Raw genomic sequence first — 21,464 nt, 5'->3', positions numbered from 1 at the left:
AGGCAGGATCGATCAGAATCCTAGGGAGCGAAATATGGCTCAAGCATCCGGCCTCATGGCAGGCAAACGCGGCGTCATCATGGGTGTCGCCAACAATCGTTCGATTGCGTGGGGTATTGCCAAGGCCATTCATGCGCAGGGCGGAGAAGTTGCGCTCACCTATCAGGGCGATGCCCTGAAGAAGCGTGTCGAGCCGCTCGCCGCCGAAATCGACGCGACGCTCGTCGGCCATTGCGACGTCGCCGACGAAGCCACCATCGACGCGGTTTTCGAAAATGTCGAAAAGCTCTGGGGCAAGATCGATTTCCTCGTGCATGCCATCGGCTTCTCCGATAAGGACGAACTGACCGGCCGCTACATCGACACCTCGCCCGACAATTTCAACAAGACGATGCAGATCTCCGTCTATTCCTTCACCTCGGTCGCACGCCGCGCCGAGAAGCTGATGACGGATGGCGGCTCGATGCTGACGCTGACCTATTACGGCGCCGAGAAGGTGATGCCGAACTATAACGTCATGGGCGTCGCCAAAGCCGCGCTCGAAGCCAGCGTCAAATATCTCGCCGTCGATCTCGGGCCGCAGAACATCCGCGTCAACGCCGTTTCGGCCGGACCGATCAAGACGCTCGCCGCCTCCGGCATCGGCGATTTCCGCTATATTCTGAAGTGGAACGAATATAACGCCCCGCTGCGGCGCACCGTCACCATCGAAGAAGTCGGCGATGTCGGCCTCTACCTGCTGTCCGACCTGTCGCGCTCGGTCACCGGCGAGGTGCACCACGCCGACAGCGGCTATCATGTCATCGGCATGAAGGCGGTCGACGCTCCCGATATTTCGGTCGTCAAGGACTAAATGCCTGCGGAGTCTGGACCGTGCTTATCTATGTGATCAGACACGGTCAGACGGACTGGAATGCCGAGCGCCGCCTGCAGGGCCAGAAGGACGTTCCGATGAACGCCGTCGGCCTGGAGCAGGCCCGGCGGAACGGCCTTGCACTTGCGGAGATTCTCGGCGAGACGGTCGGCGAATTCGATTTCGTCGCCAGCCCGCTCGGGCGCACGCGCGCGACCATGGAGATCATGCGCGCCGCCATGGGCCTGCCGCCGCTTGCCTATCGCACCGATCCGAGGCTGGTGGAAATTTCCTTCGGCGATTGGGAAGGCTCGACGCTCAAGGAACTGAAGGCGACGCAGCGCGAGCGGGTGGCGGAACGCAATGCCTCGAAATGGGATTTCATCCCGCCCGGCGACGATGCCGAAAGCTATGAGATCCTCTCCTGGCGCACCGGCGCATGGCTGCGCTCGGTCGACCGCCCGACCGTCTGCGTCACCCATGGCGGCGTCATCCGCACGCTTTTCCAGATGATCGCCGACCTGCCGAAAAGCAGCGCCGCGGAAGGCGGCATCCCGCAGGACCAGATCGTCAGGATCGACACCGCCGAGCAGACGATCGTCTGGCTGTAGGTGTCGTTACTACGTCTCGATCAGAAAGCCTTCGGAAGTCCGGCCTGTTTCAGCGTTTCATTGGCTGTATGCGGGATTCAACACCATGATCGACCGTGAAATGACGGTTGGAAATCGGGCTGTACCAGATTTCATGATCGCCCTTCCCCGGTCGCACGTATTCGCAGCCACCTTTCAACAACAACTCCTTGAGTTCGCGGAGATAGCCGGCCATGCGCTCAGTAAGTTGGATAAGGGATGCGAACGAGCTGTTCGGCCATGATATGGACGGGGATTTCCGGCAGGCTCGAGGTGAAGCCGTTCAATTCGAAAAGGTCGGTGATCGCTGCGACAACCTTTGGCTCGAGTGCTTCGAGCGTATCGGCTTCGACGGCCAGCCCCTCGATATCATTGCTGCTGGCAACCCAAACGCCTGCCTCTTCATCCCAATCCGCGCGCACTATGATCGAGGCGTGCTTCGTACGATCAGTCTCCATAGCGGACACGATTATCCTACACGGTTTGCGCATCACCGCTGATATTACGCCGATGCGTCGTCGTATACATATGTAGCGGAATGGAAGTGAAATTTATACGTCAATCTAGGAGGTTAGGCCTGGCTATTTGACGATATCGAGATCGTTGATGACGCGCTTGCCGTCGACCTCGGTATAGAAGACGATCACTTTGACGCCGGCTTCGAGGCCGTCGAAATTGAATTCCTCGGGCGCCTGATAGGTCTTGCCGTCGTCGAGCGTCAGCACGAGATTGGCCGTGTCGACCTTCTTGATCGTCGCCTCGACGTCGGCGCTCTCGGCAAAGCCGCTCATCGGCGACAGGAAACTTGCTGTGGCCAAAAGCGTGGCGACGACGAAACGCATGGCAACAATCCTTTTGAAACGCTGCACGAGAACACTGGCCACAGATAAGCTCCTGAATATGGCGAAAATTGCCCGTAAGAATGGCTTTTCCCGCCCAATTGATGAACAGGATTTTAAATATAATCAAGATGCCGCGTTAACCGTGCCGCCGCATCGCAGCCGCGGCGGGCTTGGTGACGGCCATTGCAAAGTCCGGGAACAGCATTTCGGCAGCTGTCGGTTTGACGCAAAGAAAGGCTTTTGCCTCGGCGGTTTTTTGGCCTATGAGAGTCGCGCCTTTTCAAGCAATGGCGCGGCCGGCTTTGGCGCGCCGCCGTGGGAACACATGTCGCACAATACATTCGGTCACCTCTTCCGCGTAACCACCTGGGGCGAAAGCCATGGTCCGGCGCTCGGCTGCGTCGTCGACGGCTGCCCTCCGGGGCTGCGCTTCAAGCTTGAAGACCTCCAGGTCTGGCTCGACAAGCGCAAGCCTGGCCAATCCCGCTTCGTCACGCAGCGACGCGAGGACGACCTCGTCAAGGTACTATCAGGCGTCATGCTCGACGCCGACGGCGAGACGATGACATCGACAGGCACGCCGATCTCGATGCTGATCGAAAACACCGACCAGCGCTCCAAGGATTATGGCGAGATCGCCCGGCAATACCGCCCCGGCCACGCCGACTATACCTATGACCTGAAATACGGCATCCGCGACTATCGCGGCGGCGGCCGCTCCTCGGCGCGGGAGACCGCCGCGCGGGTTGCAGCCGGCGGCATCGCCCGCCTGGTCGTTCCCGGTGTGACCGTGCGCGGCGCGCTGGTGCAGATCGGCAAGCACAAGATCGACCGCCGCAACTGGGATTGGGACCAGGTCGGCCAGAACCCGTTCTTTTCTCCCGATGCGGCGATCGTGCCCGTCTGGGAGGAATATCTCGACGGCATCCGCAAGGCGGGCTCCTCGATCGGCGCTGTCGTCGAAGTGGTCGCCGAGGGCGTGCCCGCCGGTCTCGGCGCACCGATCTATGCCAAGCTCGATCAGGATATCGCCTCGCTGCTGATGTCGATCAACGCCGTCAAGGGCGTCGAGATCGGCAACGGCTTTGCCGCGGCCGAAACATCAGGCGAAGACAATGCCGACGAGATGCGCATGGGCAATGACGGCACGCCGATCTTTCTTTCCAACAATGCCGGCGGTATTCTCGGTGGGATCTCGACCGGGCAGCCGGTCGTGGCGCGTTTTGCCGTCAAGCCGACCTCCTCGATCCTGACCGAACGCCAGTCGATCGATGCCGACGGCAAGAATGTCGATGTCCGCACGAAGGGCCGGCACGACCCCTGCGTCGGCATCCGCGCCGTGCCGATCGGCGAGGCGATGGTCGCCTGCGCCATCGCCGATCATTATCTTCGCGACCGCGGCCAGATCGGCCGTCTGAAATAGGAGCGTCCATGTCTTACGATCAGAAACGCGTCGTCGACGCCATCAGGGCCTTCGAGGCCGGCGAAATCGTCGTCGTCATGGACGACAATGACCGCGAAAACGAGGGCGACCTGATCGTCGCCGCCGTCCACACGACGCCGGAAAAGATGGCCTTCATCGTGCGCCACACCTCCGGCATCGTCTGCGCGCCGATGCCGAAGGAAGAGGCCAAACGCCTCAACCTCAACGCCATGGTGGCGGAAAACGATTCCGCCCATACCACCGCCTTCACCGTCTCGGTCGATTTCAAGCACGGTACGACGACCGGCATCTCCGCCGACGACCGGACGCTGACGGTGCGGAACCTCGCCAATCCCAATGTCGGGGCCGCCGATTTCGTCCGCCCCGGCCACATCTTTCCGCTGGTTTCCCGCGAAGGCGGCGTGCTGATGCGCTCCGGCCATACGGAAGCCGCCGTCGACCTCTGCCGCCTCGCCGGCCTGCCGCCGATCGGCGTCATCTCCGAACTCGTCAACGATGACGGCACCGTCACGCGCGGACCGCAGGTGGTGGATTTCGCCGAGAAACACGGGCTGAAGCTCGTCTCCGTCGCCGATCTCATCGCCTATCGCCAGCGCAAGGAAACGCTGGTCGAGCACGGCGCGAGCTTCGACATCGACACGGCCTTCGGCAAAGCCAAGGCCCATACCTATGCCCTGCCCTGGGACCCGATGCAGCATCTCGCCGTCGTCTTCGGCGACATCCGTGACGGCATCGACATTCCCGTGCGCCTGCATCCGGAAAATGTCGCCGAGGATCTCTTCGGCAGGAAGAGCCCGGTCGATTTCTACATGGAGAAGATCGCCGCGGAAGGGCGCGGCGTCATCGTCTATCTGCGCGAGGGCTCGGTCGGCGTCGGCCATTACGACAATGGCCGCAAGGCCCGCAACCAGGGGCGCGAAGCCCATGCCGAAGCACAGAGCCGCGAAAGCGAATGGCTGGAAATCGGCCTCGGCGCCCAGATCCTCAAGGACCTCGGCGTCAGCTCGATCAAGCTGCTGACCAGCCGCGAGCGCCACTATGTCGGCCTGGAAGGTTTCGGGATCAAGATCAGCAAGACGGAGATTTGCTGAGGTCGAAAAGCGGGAGGGCAGCCCCTCATCCGGCTGCCGCCACCTTCTCCCCGTAAACGGGGCGAAGGGGAAATGCCGCAACCTCTCCGTTCCCCGCCAGCCCTCGTTTGGCACGTCCCCTCGCCCCGTTTACGGGGAGAGGGTTAGTGAGGGGCAAATGCAGCTCTCTCAACGTGGAAGAGACTACCCCCTCCACCCCTCCAACAACACCACTTTCTCCACGCCCGCAAACCGCGCCACCCGCTCGAGCTCCGCTTCCAGCCGCTCCAGCCGCCCTGCGGACGCTTTCACGCCCGGCTCAAGCCAGAGCCGCCTGACATCGAGCGTCGATTTCTTCCGGTCCGCCTTCATGTCGATGCGGCCGATCAGCCGGTCGCCTTCGAGCAGCGGGAAGACGTAATAGCCATATTCGCGCTTGGCTTCCGGCACGAAGATCTCGATGCGGTAGAAGAAGCCGAACAGGCGTTCGGTGCGGTTGCGGTCGCGGATCATCGGGTCGAAGGGGCTGAGCACGCGGATGCGCGGCGGCGCGGCGGGGTAGCTGCCGAGCGTCGTCAGGAAATCGGCAAAGGCCCAGGAGGGCCGCGGCTTGGCCCCGAGTGCGGGCTCGATCAGCATTTCGGCGAGTTCATCGCGATGGGCCGACACCCAGGTCTTGGCTTCGTCAGGCGAGACGAGGTTCCAGAAGGCGGCGATCTCTCCATGGGTGGCAAAGCCGAGGCGGGTGAGCGCGCTGCGGCAGGCCCAGTCGACGAATTCGGCGCGGCTCACCTCCGGCTCGCGGAAATGGGCCGGGACGACGCGCTCGGTCAGATCGTAGATCTTCTGGAAATTCGAGCGGCCGGCGATGGCGAACTTGCCGGTGTGCCAGAAATATTCGAGCGCCGTCTTGTTCGGATGCCAGTTCCACCAGCCGCCGGAAACATGGCCGTCGGCCTTGATGTCGCGTGCCAGGATGGCGCCGTCGCGCGCCACGCGCTCATAGGTCTCCTCGAAGGCCGCCTCGAAACCCTCGCCGCGCCATTTGCGCCAGCGCTCGATGATGACCTTCTCCTGATGGCGGAACTTGTGCTTCCAATAGACGAAGAAGGCGCTCGGCAGGATCGAGGCGTCATGCGTCCAGTGCTCGAACAGCGTGCCGTCCTTTTCGAGCAGCGCGGTCAGATGCTCGCGCCTGTAGGTCTGGTTGCGCGAAAACAGAATCTGGTGATGCGCCCGCTCGACCGTCTGGATACTGTCGACCTGGACGAAGCCGAGATCATGGATGAGCTGCAGCAGGCCCTCCTTGCTCAAGGCGCGGTTCGGCGGAGCGCTGAGGCCCTGCTTGGCCAGGAAGACCCGGCGGGCGTCGGAATTTGAAAGCAGATTCGTCATGAGGGCATCATATCGCGGAAAATCTTCCTAGCCACCCGATATCGAGATCAGATATCGACAGCGAGATTTGCTCTTTGTAGAAGCGCTGCTGTCAGGTTTGCGCTAATAGCTGCCCCTCACCCTAACCCTCTCCCCGTAAAACCGGGGAGAGGGGACGTGCCAAACGCAGCGTCGATATAAAGGGAGACGGTGCGGAATATCCCCTTCTCCCCGCGAGCAGGAGAAGGTGCCGGCAGGCGGATGAGGGGCTGGTGCGGCAGCACGATCGCATGGATGCGAGGAACTGGTTTGGACATACAATTCGAAGGCGCCGGGGTCAGTTTCGGAACGCGGGTGGCGCTCGCGCCGCTGACGCTCGGCATCAGCGGCAAACGCATCGGCGTCATCGGGCTCAACGGCTCGGGCAAGACCACGTTTGCGCGGCTGATCAACGGGCTGACCAAGCCGACGATCGGGCGCGTCACCGTCAACGGCCGCGATACAGCCGATGACAAGGCCGGCGCAGTCGATGTCGGTTTCATCTTCCAGTCGCCGCAGAACCAGATCATCCTGCCGATCGTCCGGGACGACATCGCCTTCGGGCTGAAGCGCCACGGCTTCAGCAAGGCGGAGATCGAGGCGAAGGTCGAGCGTGTTCTCGCCCGCTTCGGGGCCGAAGCGCTCGCCGACCGCCGGGCGCACGAGCTTTCCGGCGGCGAGCTGCAGGTGGCGGCCCTCTGCTCGGTGCTGGTGACGGGGCCCGGCATTCTCATTCTCGACGAACCGACCAACCAGCTCGACCTGAAGAACCGGGCACTGGTCGAGCGGATTATCGCCGGGCTGCCGGAAAGCGCCATCGTCATTACCCACGATCTGGAGCTGATCGCCGATTTCGAACGGGTGCTGTTGTTTCATGAAGGGCGGCTCGCCGCCGATGCGCCGGCGACCGAGGCGATCGCCCGCTACAGGGAGATCGCCGCCTGATGCAGTCGCTCTATGTAGAAGGCAACAGCCCGATGCACCGGCTTTCGCCGCGGGTCAAGCTGGTGTCGCTTGCGGTCTTCGGCGTCGTGCTGTTCATCAGCCAGAACATCACCCTGCTTTCCGGCTTGGTTGTGCTGACGGCGGTCGTCTACCGCACCACCGGCCTGCCGCTCGGCGAGGGCCTTCGGCGGTTGCGGCCGGTCTTCCTGACGATTGCGGTCGTGGCGCTCTTCAATCTCCTCTTCAATCCCTGGCAGGCGGCACTCGTGCCGGTGCTGCGGCTGACGGCGCTGATGCTTCTTGCCGCCGCCGTGACGGCGACGACGTCAATCACCGCCTTCATCGACGAGGTGACGGCGCTCGCCCGCCCGCTCGAGCGCACCGGCTTCGTGCAGGCCGATGATATCGGCCTGGCGCTCGGGCTCGTCCTGCGTTTCGTGCCCGATATTGTCGGCCGTTATCAGGCGATCCGCGAGGCCCACAAGGCGCGCGGGCTGAAGGCCCGGCCGACGACGCTGCTTGCGCCGCTGATCATCCTGACGCTCAGGGATGCGGATAATGTCGCCGCGGCGATTGACGCGCGCCGCATTCGACGGCATGGAAGTTAACCAATTTTAACCACGGAGTTCATGATGAGCACCCGCGACCTCGTCCTTACTGCCCTCTTCGCTGCGATCATCGTGGCCCTTGGCCTGCTGCCGCCGATCTCGCTCGGCTTCATTCCGGTGCCGATCACCGCCCAGTCGCTCGGCGTCATGATGGCCGGTGTCGTGCTCGGCGCTCGCCGCGGCGCGATTGCCGTGCTGATCGTGCTGCTGCTCGTCGCCATCGGCCTGCCGGTGCTTTCCGGCGGCCGCGGCGGCCTCGCCATCTTCGCCTCGCCGTCGGCCGGCTTCCTCGTCGGCTGGATCTTCGGCGCCTTCGTCACCGGCTATCTCAGCGAGCGCCTGGTCAACCACGGCCAATTCGGCCTGGTGCAGACGGTGAGCTTCTTCCTCGCCGCCATGGTCGGCGGGGTCGTCGTGCTGTATGCCTTCGGTATCGCCTATCTCGCCACCGTCGCCGGCCTCGGCTTCACCAAAGCCTTCGTCGGCTCGATGGCCTTCATTCCGGGCGACGTGATCAAGGCTTTTGTCGCCGCCCTGCTCGGCCGCGCCGTCATGGCCGGCTATCCCCTGCTGCCGGCGCGCGCATAAGGCGCCTCGACCGCAAATACATGCATTGGCCGTCTTCACCCGAAGGCGGCCATTTGTATTTGCGGCACGCCAAGACCACTTGCCTGTGGCGCAGGCTCTGCGTCTCGATGCTGATGGATTGAGGAAGGAAAGCTCGCTTCGAGCAGGTACGGCCTGGAACCTAGGCAACAAAAAACCGCCTTGAGGCGGTCGGGCATTCTATCGATTTCAGTTTGATCTAGTCTCCTCCACCTCCGTCACCGCCGCCGTCACCCGCGGCATCGCACCAGCCTCCCCCGCCATCGCCATCGCCATCGCCATCGCCGAAGCTTATTGAACGGCACTTACCACTCGCGACAAGCAGGGCAATAACCAAGGCGAAATATGCAATCACGAAGGCATTCGAGAAAAATGCGCTCAATCAGTCTCCTTTCGGTGCTTCATCAAATCATGTTTCTTGATAGAAATTGTAGATTAAATTTCGTTTTCCGCAATAGCTTCAATATGAAACTTTCATGACAATCCATGCTTGGTCAGCGCAAGCGAATGCCATGTCGCCGTTCACTTACCGAAGACTGCTGGAGTTGCACTCCTGAATGAACCATTCGGCAAAACGGCGCACCGGCTTTTTCGCCCAGGCGCTGGTGATCAGATAATATCCCTGGGTCTCGGCCGTCGAGATGTCCGACAGCACGACGAGGTCGCCGCGCTCGATCTCTCGCCGGAACACTTCGACAGGGCACAAGGCGACCCCATGTCCGGCGATCACTGCCGTCGCAAGAATGTTGAAGTCCTGAAAGATCGGCCCTCGGATCGGCTCGGTTGGCTTTAGCTCAGCCTTGCGGAACCATTCTTTCCAGCCGTCCACCGATTCGTCATGCAGCAGGTCGGCCCTCGCAAAGGGAACGTTCTCGATAGTCCAATTCCGCTTTGCCAGATAATGGACGCTCGCCACCGGCTGGTTGCGCCGGGAGAAGAGCAGCCTGCTCTCGCGCCCTGCCGACAGGTCTTCCCCCATGGTGATCAGAACATCCAGGCTTTCGTCATCGAAGCGCTCTTCCGCTCTGGCATAGACGATCCTGACATCGAGATCGGGATCGCTCTCCCGGAAAGACGGAAGTGCCGGAACCAGCCAGCGCGATGCGATCGACGGGATGCAGCCGACGGTGATCGAACGCATATTGTGGTCTCGGCGCATGTTGCCGGTTGCATGGGCGATGGCTGCCAATGCGCCGGAGACGGCCAGATAATATTCGGCGCCCGCCGGCGTCAGCGCCACGCCGCGTCCGGATTTCTGCAGCAGCTTGCGACCCAGCCACGTCTCCAGATGTTTGATCTGGTGACTGATCGCGGCGTGGGTCACATGCAGCTCGTCTCCGGCCTTTGACAGGCTCATCAGCCGGGCGGTCGCTTCGAAGGCCCTCAACGCATTCAGCGGCGGCAGCTGCATATGTTCGAATTCCTTACATGATAGCCGGAATGTTTCGCCCTGCATCCGCATCACACGGATCGAACCAGGAGGCTACATGTAAGTTATTCTAACGGCTTTCTCAATTTAGATCATTTGAAGCCACGTCGATTTCAGTGCCTAATCGATCACGGAGATCGAGTCATCTCCGCCATTTGCGAGGAGAAGAACATGTTTGTGAGAAGCCTGAAGGACGTGGAACAGACCGAGCGTTTCGTCGATTGGGGCAATGGCACGAGCCATCGACTACTGACCAGGGATGACGGGATGGGCTTTACGATCTGCCACACCGTCGTGCGCGCCAACACGCAAGCCCTGCTGCAGTACCGCAACCACCTGGAGGCCTGCTACTGCATTCAGGGAGAAGGCGAGGTCGAGGATATGGACGGCAATGTCTTTCCCATCCGCGTCGGCGACATCTATGTTCTCGACCAGCACGACCGCCACTATCTCAGGGGCGGCAAGGACGAGGACCTCATTCTCGTCAGCGTCTTCAATCCGCCGCTCAAGGGGACGGAGCGTCACGACCTCAACAACAGAAGCGGTTCGGAATATTGAGCCGAGCTCGAGCGGCCCCGTTCGCTCGATCTCCTTGATTTTGCGGTCGTGCTTGGTCATGGCTTTCATCAACGGCCGCCCGTGGGCGTGCTGCTGTGATCCGGCCGAAGATCGATACCCTGGTTCAAGCCGCCGCCATCGATCTCTCGCCCGGCACCAACCACAACGGCCTATGCACAACGACGCGATAACGCCTCAAAATTGAGCGGCAAGGCACGTTTCGCTTCCTCGGACAGCAAACCGACAGCGAGTGAATCCTATTGATCGGTCCGTCGCCCAGCCCGGGCGTAATCAAAGGACCGAATGATCATGTTGAAAGCAATTATCGCAGTCGCAATTGTCGCCCTCGCCCCGGCACTGGCGTTCGCTAGCCCGAGCTGCACCAAGGAGCCGAAATCCAAATGGATGTCCGAAGAGGCCATGAAGGCGAAGATCGATGCACTTGGCTACAAGGTCAAGACCTTCGAGATCACCGGCAACTGCTATGAAATCTACGGCAAGGACAAGGATGGCAAGCGAGCCGAGGTCTATTTCAATCCGGTATCCGGTGACATCGTTCAGAAGGACGATTGAGCGATGACGGCGATTTCATCGAGGAAGGAGGGCGTATCGCCCTCCGACACCACACCGAAGAGCGTCAAGGTCTGGGATCCGATCGTCCGGATTTTCCATTGGACCATCGTCACGGCGTGCACGCTGAACCTCTTCATTCTGGAAGAAGGCAAATACTGGCATCGCCTGACGGGCTACGTCGTCGGGGCGGCCATCGCAGTCCGCCTCATCTGGGGTTTCATCGGCACCAAGCACGCGCGCTTCACCGACTTCTGGCCAACGCCGCGAAGAGTAAGAGACCAAATCGCCAGCATTATCGACAGGAACGAGAACCGATATCTCGGCCATAATCCGCTGGCATCAATGATGATGCTCTTGCTTGTCGCTCTTCTTGCTGCAACGGCCTTAACGGGCTGGATGACGACGTGGGACGCTTTCTGGGGCGAAAAGTGGCTTGAGCGATTGCACGGGACAATCGCCAACAGCATTATGGTCCTCGTCTTCATCCATGCCGGCGCTGCAGTCCTGGAAAGCTGGAGGCATCGAGAAAATCTCATCTGGGCCATGGTTACAGGTCGAAAAAACGCATGAGAATTCTGCTCATCGAGGACAGCGCCCGGCTTCGTGAGCTTCTTTGCGAGGCAATCCGGGATGAGGGCTGGCGGATCGACGCGTTCGAGACGGCACAGGAAGGGCGGATCGCCCTTCGAGAGGGAAGTTACGACCTGCTGCTGCTCGATCTCGGTCTCCCTGACGAGGATGGGATCGACTTCCTGAAGTCGCTCCGGGATGCCGGCGCTCAGACGCCGGTGCTTGTCTTGACTGCAAGAGGCGCGATCGACGAGCGAATAGCCGGACTTGATGCAGGCGCAGACGACTACCTGGCCAAGCCGTTTCACAATGGCGAACTCACAGCCCGGATACGCGCACTGATCCGCCGGTCGCCCGTTACATCCATGCCGATCCTCGAATTCGCCGCACTGAAACTCGATGTCGCGTCGCGGCAAGTGACCTGCGCCGGTTATGACGTCGCTCTTGCCCCCTCCGAAAAGGGATTGCTCGAACTGCTGATGCGCAACGGTGGAAAGGTCGTTGCCAAAACAAAGATCGAGCATGCGTTCTCGGAATTTGGCGACGAGAGAAGCAGCAATGCCGTCGAGCTGGCAGTATCGCGTCTTCGCAAGAAGCTGGAGGGTCACAAGACGCGCTTGTCGATCGAGACGATCAGAGGTGTCGGCTATATGATGCGCGAGGTGCATGATTGAGCCAGTCGCGCCCCACATTAGGAGCCATTCTCGCCCGCCGGATCGCCTTCTTCGCGATCTTGGCAATGTTCCTGCAACTCGCCATCGTCTTCTCGGACTATTACTGGAACGTTGGTGAGCTATCCCGATTGTTCGTCGAGCAGGAAACAGAGCGGCTCGTGGCCGGGATCACCGTGGACGATGACAGCATTCGCTACCGCCTTCCGGACAATGTGCAGCAGCGTTACCAAAGAGGCGACACAGGTTATGTTGCCCGAATTCGGGCAGCAAATGGTGCGCTGGTGTTCCAATCATGTGATGCCGCCTGTGAGGATCGCTTCCTTCCCGCCGATGTGAACCCGCCGGATTTCTGGTTGCGGAGTTTGAAACCGGGAAAGCCGTTGTCGCTGGTCGGCGGTCGGGCATTCGTCGTTGGCGGCCAGCGTTTCCTCGTCGATATCGCGACGATCAGTGATCCCTCTGACGTGATGTCCGACGTTCTCTGGAACGAGATCATTGAACACCTGGTCGTGCCGATGAGCATTCTTCTGGTTCTCGTGCTCGGTGGCACCTTGCTGTCTGTCCGCCAGGCATTGCGGCCAGTCCGAGCCGCCGCAGATGCGGCCGAGCAGATCGACCCTATGGATTCCCGTTCGCACCTGGACTTCGATCAAATGCCGCGCGAAGTCGCTCATCTCGCAGCCGCCGTCAATCGCGCCTTCGCGCGGGTCGGCGAGTTGATGAAGTCGCAGAAGGTCCTGACAACAGGGATCGCCCACGAAATCCGGACACCGCTTGCAGCATTGAAGCTGGAACTCGGCCATATCGATCACCCACGCGCCAGGAAGGCGGAAGGGGACCTGGATGACCTCGCAAACTTCGTCGCGCAGCTCACTGCTCTCGCTCGGCTCGACAGCGTCGACCACGGCATGTTCGAGGAGGTGGATCTCGTGGAGCTATCCGCATCCGTCGTATCGCAACTCGCCCCCTGGGTTTACGAAAACAATCATAGGCTGGAGTTCTTCAGCCAGGTCGAAAGTTCCACGGTGAGGGGTGCTCCCTCCCTTTTACGCGACGCACTCCGGAATTTGATCGAGAACGCCGTCAAGCACACACGGGATCACACCCTCGTCATCGTTCGTGCCGGCAACGGCATCATCACGGTCGAGGATCGGTCCCTTGAAACACCGTTGCTTCATCCCAAAACTTTCGCTGCCCCCTCTGACAGTCTCGGCATCGGGCTGAAGATCATCGAACGGATCGTGGAAATACATCAGGCGTCGTTCTCGCAAACAAGGTTGAAGTCCGGGCATATGTTTGAACTGGACTTCAGATGAAACCGTGCGCTTCTGAGGCGGCTGATCCCATTCACCGCATCAGCAACGACACCAGACCGGCTCGGGAATTGACCCCGAGCTTCGCATAAATGTTTCTAAGATGCGTTCTGACGGTCTCGTAGCTGATGTCGTCGGCCATCGCCACTTCCCTTGGGGAATGGCCGGATGCGATGCTCGAGGCGATCCTGATTTCCGTTGCCGTCAGTTTATAAAGCTGCATCAGCAAATCGCGCCGCTCATTGAGGGGCGTCGCCACGATCGGTTCGACGATCACCGCCACGGTCGGCCCTTCCAGAAACTGGGTGAACGTATCGGAGTGCAGCCGGACGAGGGTGATGCGGTAGTTATCCTGGTTCCGGCCCTTGACGATCGCCGTGTGCGGTTGGGTCTGTACACCGTTTCTGGAGGTCAGGAATTCGAGAACCGCCGCCGACTTCTCGCATTGAAGTCCTAGGGTTCCGTCGGCGGCGATCTGCACGGGCACGCCGGCGGCGAACAGCGCCTCTGCGCTCCTGTTCCAGCGACGGGCTTTTCGTTGCTCCGAGACATAGATCAATCCGACGCCGATGCTGTCGAAAAGGGCCTGAGTTGTCTGTTCGTGCGGCGCAAAGAGATCGCGCTTGCGGATGAAGTCGAAGGCCCTCTTCAAATGCGGTGCGAGCTGTGTGTAGAGCTTGGCCGCCTCGCTGTTGAGATCTGGGTCGGCGGACGATGTGCAGGCCGAAAGGATGAAGGTGCGGTTTTGCTCGCGGATGATCGAGACGCCGATGCTCGTCTCGCATCCGGTCTGACGCTTCAGCCAGTCATTGTAGAATTCCGATCTGATCAGCTCTTCGCGTGGAACGATCTCGTCGCCGCAGAGGCCCTGGCCGACGGGCACGAGATCCAGTCTCGGAATCCAGGGATTGACCGAGGCAAAGTGGCTGGTGAACTGATCGATCTCGGATTGCGAAAATCCCGACATGAAGGGAACATGGGCAACCGAAGAGGTCAGATCATGGTAGTGAAGCGCCGCCTTGCCGCCCGGCGACGTCTGTGCAAGGCGATCCAGGAAATCCTGCCAGCTGCACTCTCCGAAGAGGCTTCCATAAATCATATCCGTCAGAAGAGATGAGACGTCAGGCGATTGAATCATGATCGATTTCAACATCTGCGAATGAAAGCATCTTCGAAGATAGAACAGTGTTGTCTTCGCAATTGCAACGAAATTCGCATGTGCAATATCGGAGGCTCCGGAGTGAGCGAGAAATACTACAACCACAGCATGTTATAGCTTCTCCGGTACTATATTTCCGGTCGGCGCGTCTCCCCGCCGGAGCATGGAACTCGGAATACCTTGCCCACGGCGTGAATGCCTTGACCGCCGCGAGCGAAGGCCCGCGGCGGCCCATCGTCAAACCAGGCCCGGCACGACGAACACCAGCCAAGCGACGATCGGGCCGATGATGGCAATCAACGCACTGTAGACCAGCAACTGCTTGAGGACCTGGTCTCGCCTCTCATCCGGCGCATTGGCGACGACAAGCGCACCATTGGTGGAGAACGGGCTGGTATCGACGATCGTCGTCGAGATCGCGATGGCGGCGACGACGCCGATGGCGCTGACATGTCCCTGCATGAGGAACGGAACGGCCAGCGGAATGATGGCGCCGAGCAGGGCGGTCGAGGATGCAAAGGCCGAAACGATGGCACCGGTAAAGCAAAGCAGCAGCGCCACCAGCAGCGGCATGCCGAGGCTGGATATGCCGTTCGCCACGTAGTCGACGGTACCGGCCTTCTCCATGACCCCGACATAGGTGATGATGCCGGCAATGAGCAGCACGGTCGACCAGCTGACCTTGTCGATTGCCGCCTTCTGCGTCTTCGGGGACAAGAGCGCCAGGGCGACGGCCACGGTCATGGCGACGAGGCCGACATTGAACTTGAAAACCAGAGCACCGATGCCGAGCGCCGTCAGGCCGATCAGCGTGGTAATCCTCTCATTGTTGAGACGCAGCGTCGCAGCGGTATCGGCCACGGTGCCATAGGCATGGTCCCGGATGGGTTTTGCCGGCGTGCCGCCGTGACCTCTGATCGAGGCCGACACGCCCTCGGGATGCAGTTCGGGCAAGGGACCAAGGGACGATGCAGGCACTTGCCGCATGACCTTTGCGCCTCCGAATACGAAGAAGACCAGCACAGCGATCGCCAGATTGAAGAAAAAGCTGGAGAGAAACAGGGACGTCGGCGCGAAAGGCAGGCCGGCCTTGGCAACGATCTGGTTGGTGATGCCGCCATAGATGCTGATCGGCGAAAAGCCGCCCGCCTGTGCGCCGTGGATCACCATCAGGCCCATCATGACGGGGTGAATGCGGTACTGGATGGCAAAGCTCAAGGCGACGGGCGCGAGAATGGCGACGGCAGCAGGCCCAAGCGCCCCGAAACCGGTGATGACGGCGGCGACGAGGAACATCACCCAGGGGATCAGTCCTATGCGTCCACGCACCAGCCGGACGGCGCATTCGACCAGCCAGTCGATGGTGCCGTTGATCTGCGCGATGGCGAAGAGGTAGGTGACGGCGACGAGCGTCAGGAACAGATCACTCGGAAAGCCCGCGAAAATATCGGTGGTTTTCATGCCGATGGTCATGGAGCCGAGCAGAAAGGCGCCGGCAAAGGCGAGCGCGCCCATGTTGATTGGCTGGATCGTCGCTACGATGAACATAGCGATGAGCAGGCCGATGGCCAGTATTTCAATACCCATGATTCCCCTCCCTGCGACGCCTCCAGCGCCGTGGTTGCTGTTTTCGCTAAAGGGCGTCGCGTCAAAACTTGAATCATGCGACGCGCTTTAGCTCTTTGTTTTTGCGCATGTCGTTGCCGCAAAACCGCTGCACACTTTTGCGCGACATGCTCTATTGATGCGGATATCGACGCGCCCTCCTCCCAGAGGGCGGCCGTCTTACGTCCCGGAGTAAAGATCGGCGTATTGCTGCCGCAGGATATTCTTCTGGACCTTGCCCATCGTGTTGCGCGGCAGGTCCTCGGCGAAGATGATGCGCTTGGGCTGTTTGTAGCGGGCGAGACGATCCTGCAGCGCGCTGACAATGGTCTTTTCATCCAGTACGGCGCCGGGCTTGCGCACCACGACGGCCGTCACGCCTTCTCCGAAATCGGGATGCGGCACACCGATCACGGCGCTCTCGACCACGCCCTCGATCCGGTCGATCTCGCTCTCGACCTCTTTCGGATAGATGTTGTAGCCACCCGAGATCACCAGGTCCTTGCCGCGGCCGACAATATGCACATAGCCGTCGCTGTCGATCTTGCCGAGATCGCCGCTGATGAAGAAGCCATCGCCGGTGAATTCAGCCGCGGTCTTTTCCGGCATGCGCCAATAACCCTTGAAGACGTTCGGCCCCTTGATCTCGATCATGCCGGTTCGTTCCGGCGGCAGCACCAGCCCGGTGGCGGGGTCGGTGACGCGCACCGTCACCCCAGGCAGCGGGAGGCCGACCGTTCCGGCAATGCGTCTGCCGTCGTAAGGGTTGGAAGTGTTCATATTGGTTTCGGTCATGCCGTAACGCTCGAGGATCGCGTGGCCGGTCCGGGCCTCGAACTCGGTATGCGTTTCGGCAAGCAGCGGCGCCGAACCTGAGATAAACAGGCGGATGTTGGCTGCCGCCTCCTTGCCGAAGCGCGGGCTTTGCAGAAGGCGCACGTAAAAAGTCGGAACGCCCATCAGCATCGTTGCCTCAGGCATCAGTGAAACGACCTCGTCGGCGTCGAACTTCGACAGCAGGACCATCGAGGCGCCGGCAAGCAGGGTGACATTGGTGGCAACGAACAGCCCATGCGTATGGAAGATCGGCAAGGCGTGGATCAGCCGGTCGCCGGCGGTGACGCGCCAATAGTCCCGCAAGGTCAGGGCGTTCGACAGCAGATTGCCATGCGTGAGCATCGCCCCCTTGGAGCGTCCCGTCGTTCCCGAGGTGTAGAGGATCGCGGCCAGATCGTCGGCGGAGCGCGAGGCGTCGACAAAGTCGGCCGGCTCGTCGCGCGCCAGATCGAGCAACGAGCCGCTGCCGTCGGCATCGAGCGTTTCGACGATCGCGCCGTAACGCTTGGCGATCGTCGCGACGCCTTCGCGAGCGGTCGAGGCAACCACGACCAGACGCGGCTCCGCGTCGCCGATGAAGTAATCGAGCTCGGCCAGCGTATAGGCGGTGTTGAGCGGCAGGTAGACGGCGCCGCTTCGAAGGCAAGCGAGATAGAGGATCAATGCCTCGGGGCTTTTCTCCACCTGCACGGCAACCCGGTCGCCGGGGCGGATGCCGAGCGTGTCCATCGCGCCGGCAATGCGGGCTGAAAGAGCGAAGGCGTCGTCATAGGTCCATGTTTGCCCGCTGCCGGTCCGCATGAACGGTGCGTCACCGGGTGCGGCGGCCCGCATGGCGTCGAAAAGGTGGTTGCTCACTTTCGCCCTCCTCCAAGCGTGGAATTCATCAGTTGCGCAAAGGCGCGAGAGCCTTGCTGGCCATTGCCGCCGCGGCGGCCTTCATCGTTCTGGTTGAGCAAGGTTTTGACCGCAGGCGAGGCGATCACTTCGCCGCGCTGCGCCAAGGCCTCGTGGTTGGCGACGATGTCATCGAGCTTGTAGAGATAGTTGACCATCAGTCCGTGGGCCTGCTGCATCGCCTTCGGCGAGCGATCGCCGAGGAAGTTCACTCGTTCAAGCCGGGCGCCATTGCCGAGATGGAAGCGGGCGACGGGATCGACCGGGCGGCCCTCCGGCGTGCGTTCGGTCAGGAAGTAGCGGGCCGCAAGCGGCAGCAGCACGCGCTCCACATCGGCCGCGCTGCTCTCGTTGTCGGGCCAGTCCGGATCGTCGAGCAAGGTCAGCGTTTTCAACGCCGCTTCGGATAGAGATGCATCGCCGGTCGCGGCGCGCACCTTGGCAAGCCAGCGGGCAAAACCCGGGACGGGCGACAGCGTGACGAAATTCTTGAGACCCGGCAGGTCCTTGCGCAGATCTTCCACGACCTGCTTGATCAGGAAATTGCCGAAGGAGATGCCGCGCAAGCCATCCTGGCAGTTGGAGATCGAATAGAAGACGGCCGTCGTCGCCTCGTCGGCATTGATCTGCTCCCGCCCCTCGTCGAGAACATCTGCGATCGCCTTCGGCAGGGAGCGGGTGAGCGCCACTTCAACGAAGACGAGCGGCTCATCGGCCAGCCGCGGGTGGAAAAAGGCAAAGCATCGACGGTCGGCCGGCGCCAGACGACGGCGCAACTCCTCCCAGCCGGCGATCTCGTGCACAGCCTCGTATTTGATGATCTTTTCGAGAATGTAGGCCGGCGTCGACCAGTCGATGGGCCGCAGCGTCAGAAAGCCGCGATTGAACCAGGAGCCGAACAGATGCGTGAAGTCGGCGTCCAGCGCTTGATAGGCTTCTGACTGGTCTTTGGAAGCAAGCAGCTGCTGACGCATCCGCACGAGCCTGGCGGTGCCGTTCGGCGCGTGATTCAACCGGCGCAGAAGCTCCTGCCGCCGCGGTTCCGCTGCCTGATGGAGTGCGATGACCGCAACGGCGCTTTTGTCGGTGCGGTAATTTTCCATTGCCCGGTCGAGCCTCGCCGTGTCGGGCCCGAAGTTTTCGTGAAGCACATGGAAAAAATTCTGCGCGCCCTCGCCATCGAGCGCGCCCCAGCGATCGAGAATCTCGGCTGCAAGGGCGATGCCGGATGCTTCGCCCCGGCTCGAGAGCAGCATCTCACAAAGGGTGCGAAGATCGGCCTTGGCGGCGGCCTGCGTATTGCGCGAGCCGGAAAACAGGAGCTGGCGTCCGTGATCTGTGATGCTTTGCAGCATGTCGGTGAAGAAAGAAGCCTCTGGCATGCCATTCCTCCCGTCTGAAGAAGCCGCTTGCCGCAGCCGCTGGACATCGCTTCCCATCCCCGGGCTTCGCCGGTAGTATGTAAACTGTCACTCTTCGTACACGAAGTCAACGCTCGTGTATACAAGAATGGCATTCTTGTATGGAGGATGCGAGAGAAATGTCCGAGAATGTCGGCCGGTGGCTCCGGGATGAGATTGAAAATGCAATACTTTCCTATGAGTTCGCCCCCGGCGAGCGGCTCGATGAAACCGTGCTTGCCAATCGCTTCGGTGTGTCGCGAACGCCGGTGCGCGAGGCGCTGATGCAGCTCGACGCCATCGGGCTGATCGAAATCCGTCCGCGCCGGGGCGCCGTCGTGATCGATCCGGGGCCGCACCGCATTTACGAGATGTTCGAGGTCATGGCCGAGCTCGAGGGCTTGGCCGGATCGCTCGCCGCCCGCCGGCTGGACAAGGCCTCCCGCGAGGCGATCACCGCCACTCACAGCCGCTGCGAGCAGTCAGCCGCCGCCGGTGACAGCGATGCCTATTATTATGACAATGAGGAGTTTCATAAGGCCATCTATGCCGCAAGCCGCAGCGATTTCCTGCAGGAGCAATGCGCGCAGCTGCATCGGCGCCTGCGGCCCTATCGGCGTCTGCAGCTGCGCGTGCGCAACCGCCTGTCGACCTCCTTCTCAGAACATTGCGCCATCGTCGATGCGATCTTTACAGGAGACGGCGACGAGGCCCGCCGCCTGCTGCGGACGCATGTCGGCATTCAGGGAGAGAGGTTCAGCGATCTGGTCGCAAGCATGGCGACGAGATAGAGTGACCTAATCCAAAAACCCATAAAGCCAATCGCGCGTTTCCTCCGGCAGCGAGGCCGGCTGCTGATCCTCGCCGCTGCGGGCCTGCCAGATGATTTCCACCTCGGCGGCGCGCTCCTCGCCGGTATCGATCAAGACGAGGAAGCCGATGGAACGCACGCCGATCTTGTCGACGGCGGCGGTAAAAAGGGCCGGCTCGTCGTAATGCAGCGGGCGGTGGAGAACGCAGGTAATCTTGCTGGCGTTATAGACCGGTTCGTCCTCGACCTCGGGCCGAGCCGACCAGAAGCTCGCAATGACGGATTCGGCATAGGAAATATAGGAGGCCAGGAACATCCGGCCGGTCATATCGACATCGCGAAACGGCACATGTATTTCCGTCACACCCGGGCGTTTCGACTGACTCATCAACAACTCTGCCTGCAAAATTCCCCGCTATCAACAGTAGCGACGGGAGGCGTCGAAGTAAACGGCTGAGATGAAAGGAGTTTACAAAGAGGCAACTGGCGCGAGGCGCCTGCCGGAGACCATTGTCAACGCGCCGCTTTCACCGAATATCGGCAGCACTGCTTTGGCCACATAATTGCATAGTGAAAGGGCAGCGAGGCCGATATATTTCTTATTGATCGAACAATATGATTCTTAGAGGAGACGCCAGTGGATGCTCGCCATGTTTTACTAACAGCCGAACGTTTTCGGAGGGCCGCCATCAAACTTGAAGGAATTCCCAATACTCCAGATTATCTCTCTGATATTCATTTAATGATACCAAGATTGGTCAATTTGGCGTTCGCGACTGAGATCTATTTGAAGTTTCTTATTATAACGAAGACGGCAGAGCAAAATCCGCGCGGCCATAAGCTTGATCTTCTCTATTCAAAACTGCCAGGAAAATACCGAGCTGAGATAAAAGCTCAGTGGGAAAATATGACGCCCAATGAGATGGAAGTTCGCGCCGCGCGGGACCTGCAGAGCGGCAAAGCACCCCCTACGTTCGAAACTTCTCTCGCAGATAGCGCCAGCTGCTTTGAAGCGCTGCGATACGCTTATGAAAATCCCAAGCAAATAAAGCTTGTCGATGGCGACATCATGGAGGCAACTCGCCGCGTCATCTTCAGATCATTTCCAACTGAATACGCTGATGTAAGGCTACCTCTTCCGGCAGGCGTTGTGCCGCCGGAACAGAAACACGGTGTCATGGAGCGCAAGCTCGGCAAGCTATTTGAGGACGCCCCATAATAATATATA

24 protein-coding genes and 1 pseudogene are annotated in these 21,464 nt (G+C 60.6%); 14 read left to right on the top strand and 11 right to left on the bottom strand.

Going from position 1 to position 21,464, the window contains the following annotated elements; translation table 11 throughout:
• Window positions 1-34: 34 nt before the first annotated feature.
• Together fabI and AMC88_RS04985 are read left to right on the top strand one after the other, a co-directional pair.
• A complete protein-coding gene (gene fabI, locus AMC88_RS04990) occupies window positions 35-853 on the top strand; it encodes an enoyl-ACP reductase FabI (protein ID WP_012482922.1) in 819 nt (272 codons plus the stop codon).
• A gap of 20 nt (window positions 854-873) precedes the next feature.
• Window positions 874-1,464, top strand: coding sequence for a histidine phosphatase family protein (locus tag AMC88_RS04985; RefSeq protein ID WP_012482921.1), 591 nt, complete (start codon window positions 874-876; stop codon window positions 1,462-1,464).
• Between the two features lie 20 nt (window positions 1,465-1,484).
• Here the strand turns inward: AMC88_RS04985 and AMC88_RS31845 are convergent.
• From AMC88_RS31845 to AMC88_RS04975, 3 genes and pseudogenes are all read right to left on the bottom strand, one after another.
• A pseudogene (locus AMC88_RS31845) lies at window positions 1,485-1,678 on the bottom strand (type II toxin-antitoxin system HicA family toxin).
• A 4-nt stretch (window positions 1,679-1,682) separates the two neighbouring features.
• Window positions 1,683-1,940: a DUF1902 domain-containing protein gene (locus AMC88_RS04980; RefSeq protein ID WP_064824901.1), complete on the bottom strand. Its 258-nt coding sequence runs from the start codon at window positions 1,938-1,940 to the stop codon at window positions 1,683-1,685.
• 123 nt (window positions 1,941-2,063) lie between these two features.
• Window positions 2,064-2,324 carry a DUF1344 domain-containing protein gene (locus AMC88_RS04975; RefSeq protein WP_003569889.1) on the bottom strand — a complete coding sequence of 87 codons (261 nt, stop codon included), beginning with the start codon at window positions 2,322-2,324 and terminating at the stop codon, window positions 2,064-2,066.
• Between the two features lie 325 nt (window positions 2,325-2,649).
• Here AMC88_RS04975 and aroC point away from each other — a divergent pair, with 325 nt between their 5' ends.
• Together aroC and ribB are read left to right on the top strand one after the other, a co-directional pair.
• A complete protein-coding gene (gene aroC, locus AMC88_RS04970) occupies window positions 2,650-3,747 on the top strand; it encodes a chorismate synthase (protein WP_064825807.1) in 1,098 nt (365 codons plus the stop codon).
• Window positions 3,748-3,755: 8 nt separating this feature from the next.
• Window positions 3,756-4,859 (top strand): 3,4-dihydroxy-2-butanone-4-phosphate synthase, encoded by a 1,104-nt coding sequence (ribB, locus tag AMC88_RS04965; protein ID WP_004674139.1) that lies wholly within the window; start codon window positions 3,756-3,758, stop codon window positions 4,857-4,859.
• A gap of 183 nt (window positions 4,860-5,042) precedes the next feature.
• Here ribB and AMC88_RS04960 read toward each other — a convergent pair whose 3' ends face one another.
• Window positions 5,043-6,233 (bottom strand): winged helix-turn-helix domain-containing protein, encoded by a 1,191-nt coding sequence (locus AMC88_RS04960; RefSeq protein WP_064829892.1) that lies wholly within the window; start codon window positions 6,231-6,233, stop codon window positions 5,043-5,045.
• Between the two features lie 288 nt (window positions 6,234-6,521).
• Here AMC88_RS04960 and AMC88_RS04955 point away from each other — a divergent pair, with 288 nt between their 5' ends.
• From AMC88_RS04955 to AMC88_RS04945, 3 genes are read left to right on the top strand one after another with little or no spacing between them, the layout of a single operon-like run.
• A complete protein-coding gene (locus tag AMC88_RS04955; RefSeq protein ID WP_016734594.1) occupies window positions 6,522-7,196 on the top strand; it encodes an energy-coupling factor ABC transporter ATP-binding protein in 675 nt (224 codons plus the stop codon).
• The gene (locus tag AMC88_RS04950) at window positions 7,196-7,804 is read left to right on the top strand and encodes an energy-coupling factor transporter transmembrane component T family protein (RefSeq protein WP_064824899.1); all 609 of its coding nucleotides are present in this window, start codon (window positions 7,196-7,198) and stop codon (window positions 7,802-7,804) included. The genes AMC88_RS04955 and AMC88_RS04950 overlap by 1 nt, the downstream gene beginning before the upstream one ends.
• Before the next feature lie 24 nt (window positions 7,805-7,828).
• A complete protein-coding gene (locus AMC88_RS04945) occupies window positions 7,829-8,392 on the top strand; it encodes a biotin transporter BioY (RefSeq protein ID WP_064825806.1) in 564 nt (187 codons plus the stop codon).
• A 217-nt stretch (window positions 8,393-8,609) separates the two neighbouring features.
• Here AMC88_RS04945 and AMC88_RS31840 read toward each other — a convergent pair whose 3' ends face one another.
• Together AMC88_RS31840 and AMC88_RS04940 are read right to left on the bottom strand one after the other, a co-directional pair.
• Window positions 8,610-8,792, bottom strand: coding sequence for a hypothetical protein (locus tag AMC88_RS31840; RefSeq protein WP_081277714.1), 183 nt, complete (start codon window positions 8,790-8,792; stop codon window positions 8,610-8,612).
• Window positions 8,793-8,936: 144 nt separating this feature from the next.
• A complete protein-coding gene (locus tag AMC88_RS04940) occupies window positions 8,937-9,821 on the bottom strand; it encodes a LysR substrate-binding domain-containing protein (RefSeq protein ID WP_064824898.1) in 885 nt (294 codons plus the stop codon).
• Window positions 9,822-10,010: 189 nt separating this feature from the next.
• On the opposite strand from AMC88_RS04940, the gene AMC88_RS04935 reads away from it, so the two are divergent.
• From AMC88_RS04935 to AMC88_RS04915, 5 genes are all read left to right on the top strand, one after another.
• Complete coding sequence (locus tag AMC88_RS04935; RefSeq protein ID WP_064824897.1) at window positions 10,011-10,397, top strand: ectoine synthase; 387 nt, start codon at window positions 10,011-10,013, stop codon at window positions 10,395-10,397.
• 303 nt (window positions 10,398-10,700) lie between these two features.
• Entirely contained in the window at window positions 10,701-10,970 is a 270-nt protein-coding gene (locus tag AMC88_RS04930) for a PepSY domain-containing protein (protein WP_185171390.1), read from the top strand.
• Between the two features lie 3 nt (window positions 10,971-10,973).
• A complete protein-coding gene (locus AMC88_RS04925; protein WP_064817599.1) occupies window positions 10,974-11,540 on the top strand; it encodes a cytochrome b/b6 domain-containing protein in 567 nt (188 codons plus the stop codon).
• Window positions 11,537-12,214 carry a response regulator gene (locus AMC88_RS04920; RefSeq protein WP_064817598.1) on the top strand — a complete coding sequence of 226 codons (678 nt, stop codon included), beginning with the start codon at window positions 11,537-11,539 and terminating at the stop codon, window positions 12,212-12,214. Before AMC88_RS04925 ends, AMC88_RS04920 begins: the two co-directional genes overlap by 4 nt.
• On the top strand, window positions 12,211-13,530 hold the full coding sequence (locus tag AMC88_RS04915; protein ID WP_064817597.1) for a sensor histidine kinase: 1,320 nt from the start codon (window positions 12,211-12,213) through the stop codon (window positions 13,528-13,530). The genes AMC88_RS04920 and AMC88_RS04915 overlap by 4 nt, the downstream gene beginning before the upstream one ends.
• Window positions 13,531-13,561: 31 nt before the next feature.
• Here the strand turns inward: AMC88_RS04915 and AMC88_RS04910 are convergent, their stop codons facing one another.
• The 4 genes from AMC88_RS04910 to AMC88_RS04895 form a co-directional block, all read right to left on the bottom strand.
• Complete coding sequence (locus tag AMC88_RS04910) at window positions 13,562-14,665, bottom strand: helix-turn-helix transcriptional regulator (RefSeq protein ID WP_064825804.1); 1,104 nt, start codon at window positions 14,663-14,665, stop codon at window positions 13,562-13,564.
• A 258-nt stretch (window positions 14,666-14,923) separates the two neighbouring features.
• The gene (locus tag AMC88_RS04905; RefSeq protein WP_064824896.1) at window positions 14,924-16,273 is read right to left on the bottom strand and encodes an SLC13 family permease; all 1,350 of its coding nucleotides are present in this window, start codon (window positions 16,271-16,273) and stop codon (window positions 14,924-14,926) included.
• Window positions 16,274-16,471: 198 nt separating this feature from the next.
• Window positions 16,472-17,986, bottom strand: coding sequence for a malonate--CoA ligase (locus AMC88_RS04900; protein ID WP_064824895.1), 1,515 nt, complete (start codon window positions 17,984-17,986; stop codon window positions 16,472-16,474).
• Window positions 17,983-19,407 carry a malonyl-CoA decarboxylase gene (locus tag AMC88_RS04895; RefSeq protein WP_064824894.1) on the bottom strand — a complete coding sequence of 475 codons (1,425 nt, stop codon included), beginning with the start codon at window positions 19,405-19,407 and terminating at the stop codon, window positions 17,983-17,985. Before AMC88_RS04895 ends, AMC88_RS04900 begins: the two co-directional genes overlap by 4 nt.
• 158 nt (window positions 19,408-19,565) lie before the next feature.
• Here AMC88_RS04895 and AMC88_RS04890 point away from each other — a divergent pair, with 158 nt between their 5' ends.
• A complete protein-coding gene (locus AMC88_RS04890) occupies window positions 19,566-20,216 on the top strand; it encodes a GntR family transcriptional regulator (RefSeq protein WP_064824893.1) in 651 nt (216 codons plus the stop codon).
• 6 nt (window positions 20,217-20,222) lie between these two features.
• Here AMC88_RS04890 and AMC88_RS04885 read toward each other — a convergent pair whose 3' ends face one another.
• Entirely contained in the window at window positions 20,223-20,624 is a 402-nt protein-coding gene (locus AMC88_RS04885; protein ID WP_064824892.1) for an acyl-CoA thioesterase, read from the bottom strand.
• Between the two features lie 249 nt (window positions 20,625-20,873).
• Between AMC88_RS04885 and AMC88_RS04880 the strand changes: the two genes are divergently transcribed.
• Window positions 20,874-21,455, top strand: coding sequence for a hypothetical protein (locus AMC88_RS04880; protein WP_150128055.1), 582 nt, complete (start codon window positions 20,874-20,876; stop codon window positions 21,453-21,455).
• Window positions 21,456-21,464 lie beyond the last annotated feature (9 nt).

The sequence above is a fragment of the Rhizobium phaseoli genome (assembly GCF_001664385.1).
Lineage (GTDB): Bacteria > Pseudomonadota > Alphaproteobacteria > Rhizobiales > Rhizobiaceae > Rhizobium > Rhizobium phaseoli.
Note: the sequence above shows the minus strand (reverse complement) of the source record. Positions and strands in the feature narration are given on the sequence as shown.

Excerpts from the sequence above, each read along its gene's own strand:
- AMC88_RS04895 (WP_064824894.1), bottom strand. The coding sequence starts at position 19,407 with ATGCCAGAGGCTTCTTTCTTCACCGACATGCTGCAAAGCATCACAGAT.
- AMC88_RS04885 (WP_064824892.1), bottom strand. The coding sequence starts at position 20,624 with ATGAGTCAGTCGAAACGCCCGGGTGTGACGGAAATACATGTGCCGTTT.
- AMC88_RS04935 (WP_064824897.1), top strand. The coding sequence starts at position 10,011 with ATGTTTGTGAGAAGCCTGAAGGACGTGGAACAGACCGAGCGTTTCGTC.
- AMC88_RS04890 (WP_064824893.1), top strand. The coding sequence starts at position 19,566 with ATGTCCGAGAATGTCGGCCGGTGGCTCCGGGATGAGATTGAAAATGCA.
- AMC88_RS04925 (WP_064817599.1), top strand. The coding sequence starts at position 10,974 with ATGACGGCGATTTCATCGAGGAAGGAGGGCGTATCGCCCTCCGACACC.
- AMC88_RS04950 (WP_064824899.1), top strand. The coding sequence starts at position 7,196 with ATGCAGTCGCTCTATGTAGAAGGCAACAGCCCGATGCACCGGCTTTCG.
- fabI (WP_012482922.1), top strand. The coding sequence starts at position 35 with ATGGCTCAAGCATCCGGCCTCATGGCAGGCAAACGCGGCGTCATCATG.
- AMC88_RS04940 (WP_064824898.1), bottom strand. The coding sequence starts at position 9,821 with ATGCAGCTGCCGCCGCTGAATGCGTTGAGGGCCTTCGAAGCGACCGCC.
- AMC88_RS04930 (WP_185171390.1), top strand. The coding sequence starts at position 10,701 with ATGATCATGTTGAAAGCAATTATCGCAGTCGCAATTGTCGCCCTCGCC.
- AMC88_RS04920 (WP_064817598.1), top strand. The coding sequence starts at position 11,537 with ATGAGAATTCTGCTCATCGAGGACAGCGCCCGGCTTCGTGAGCTTCTT.
- AMC88_RS04960 (WP_064829892.1), bottom strand. The coding sequence starts at position 6,233 with ATGACGAATCTGCTTTCAAATTCCGACGCCCGCCGGGTCTTCCTGGCC.
- AMC88_RS04945 (WP_064825806.1), top strand. The coding sequence starts at position 7,829 with ATGAGCACCCGCGACCTCGTCCTTACTGCCCTCTTCGCTGCGATCATC.
- AMC88_RS04980 (WP_064824901.1), bottom strand. The coding sequence starts at position 1,940 with ATGGAGACTGATCGTACGAAGCACGCCTCGATCATAGTGCGCGCGGAT.
- aroC (WP_064825807.1), top strand. The coding sequence starts at position 2,650 with ATGTCGCACAATACATTCGGTCACCTCTTCCGCGTAACCACCTGGGGC.
- ribB (WP_004674139.1), top strand. The coding sequence starts at position 3,756 with ATGTCTTACGATCAGAAACGCGTCGTCGACGCCATCAGGGCCTTCGAG.
- AMC88_RS04910 (WP_064825804.1), bottom strand. The coding sequence starts at position 14,665 with ATGATTCAATCGCCTGACGTCTCATCTCTTCTGACGGATATGATTTAT.
- AMC88_RS04905 (WP_064824896.1), bottom strand. The coding sequence starts at position 16,273 with ATGGGTATTGAAATACTGGCCATCGGCCTGCTCATCGCTATGTTCATC.
- AMC88_RS04975 (WP_003569889.1), bottom strand. The coding sequence starts at position 2,324 with ATGCGTTTCGTCGTCGCCACGCTTTTGGCCACAGCAAGTTTCCTGTCG.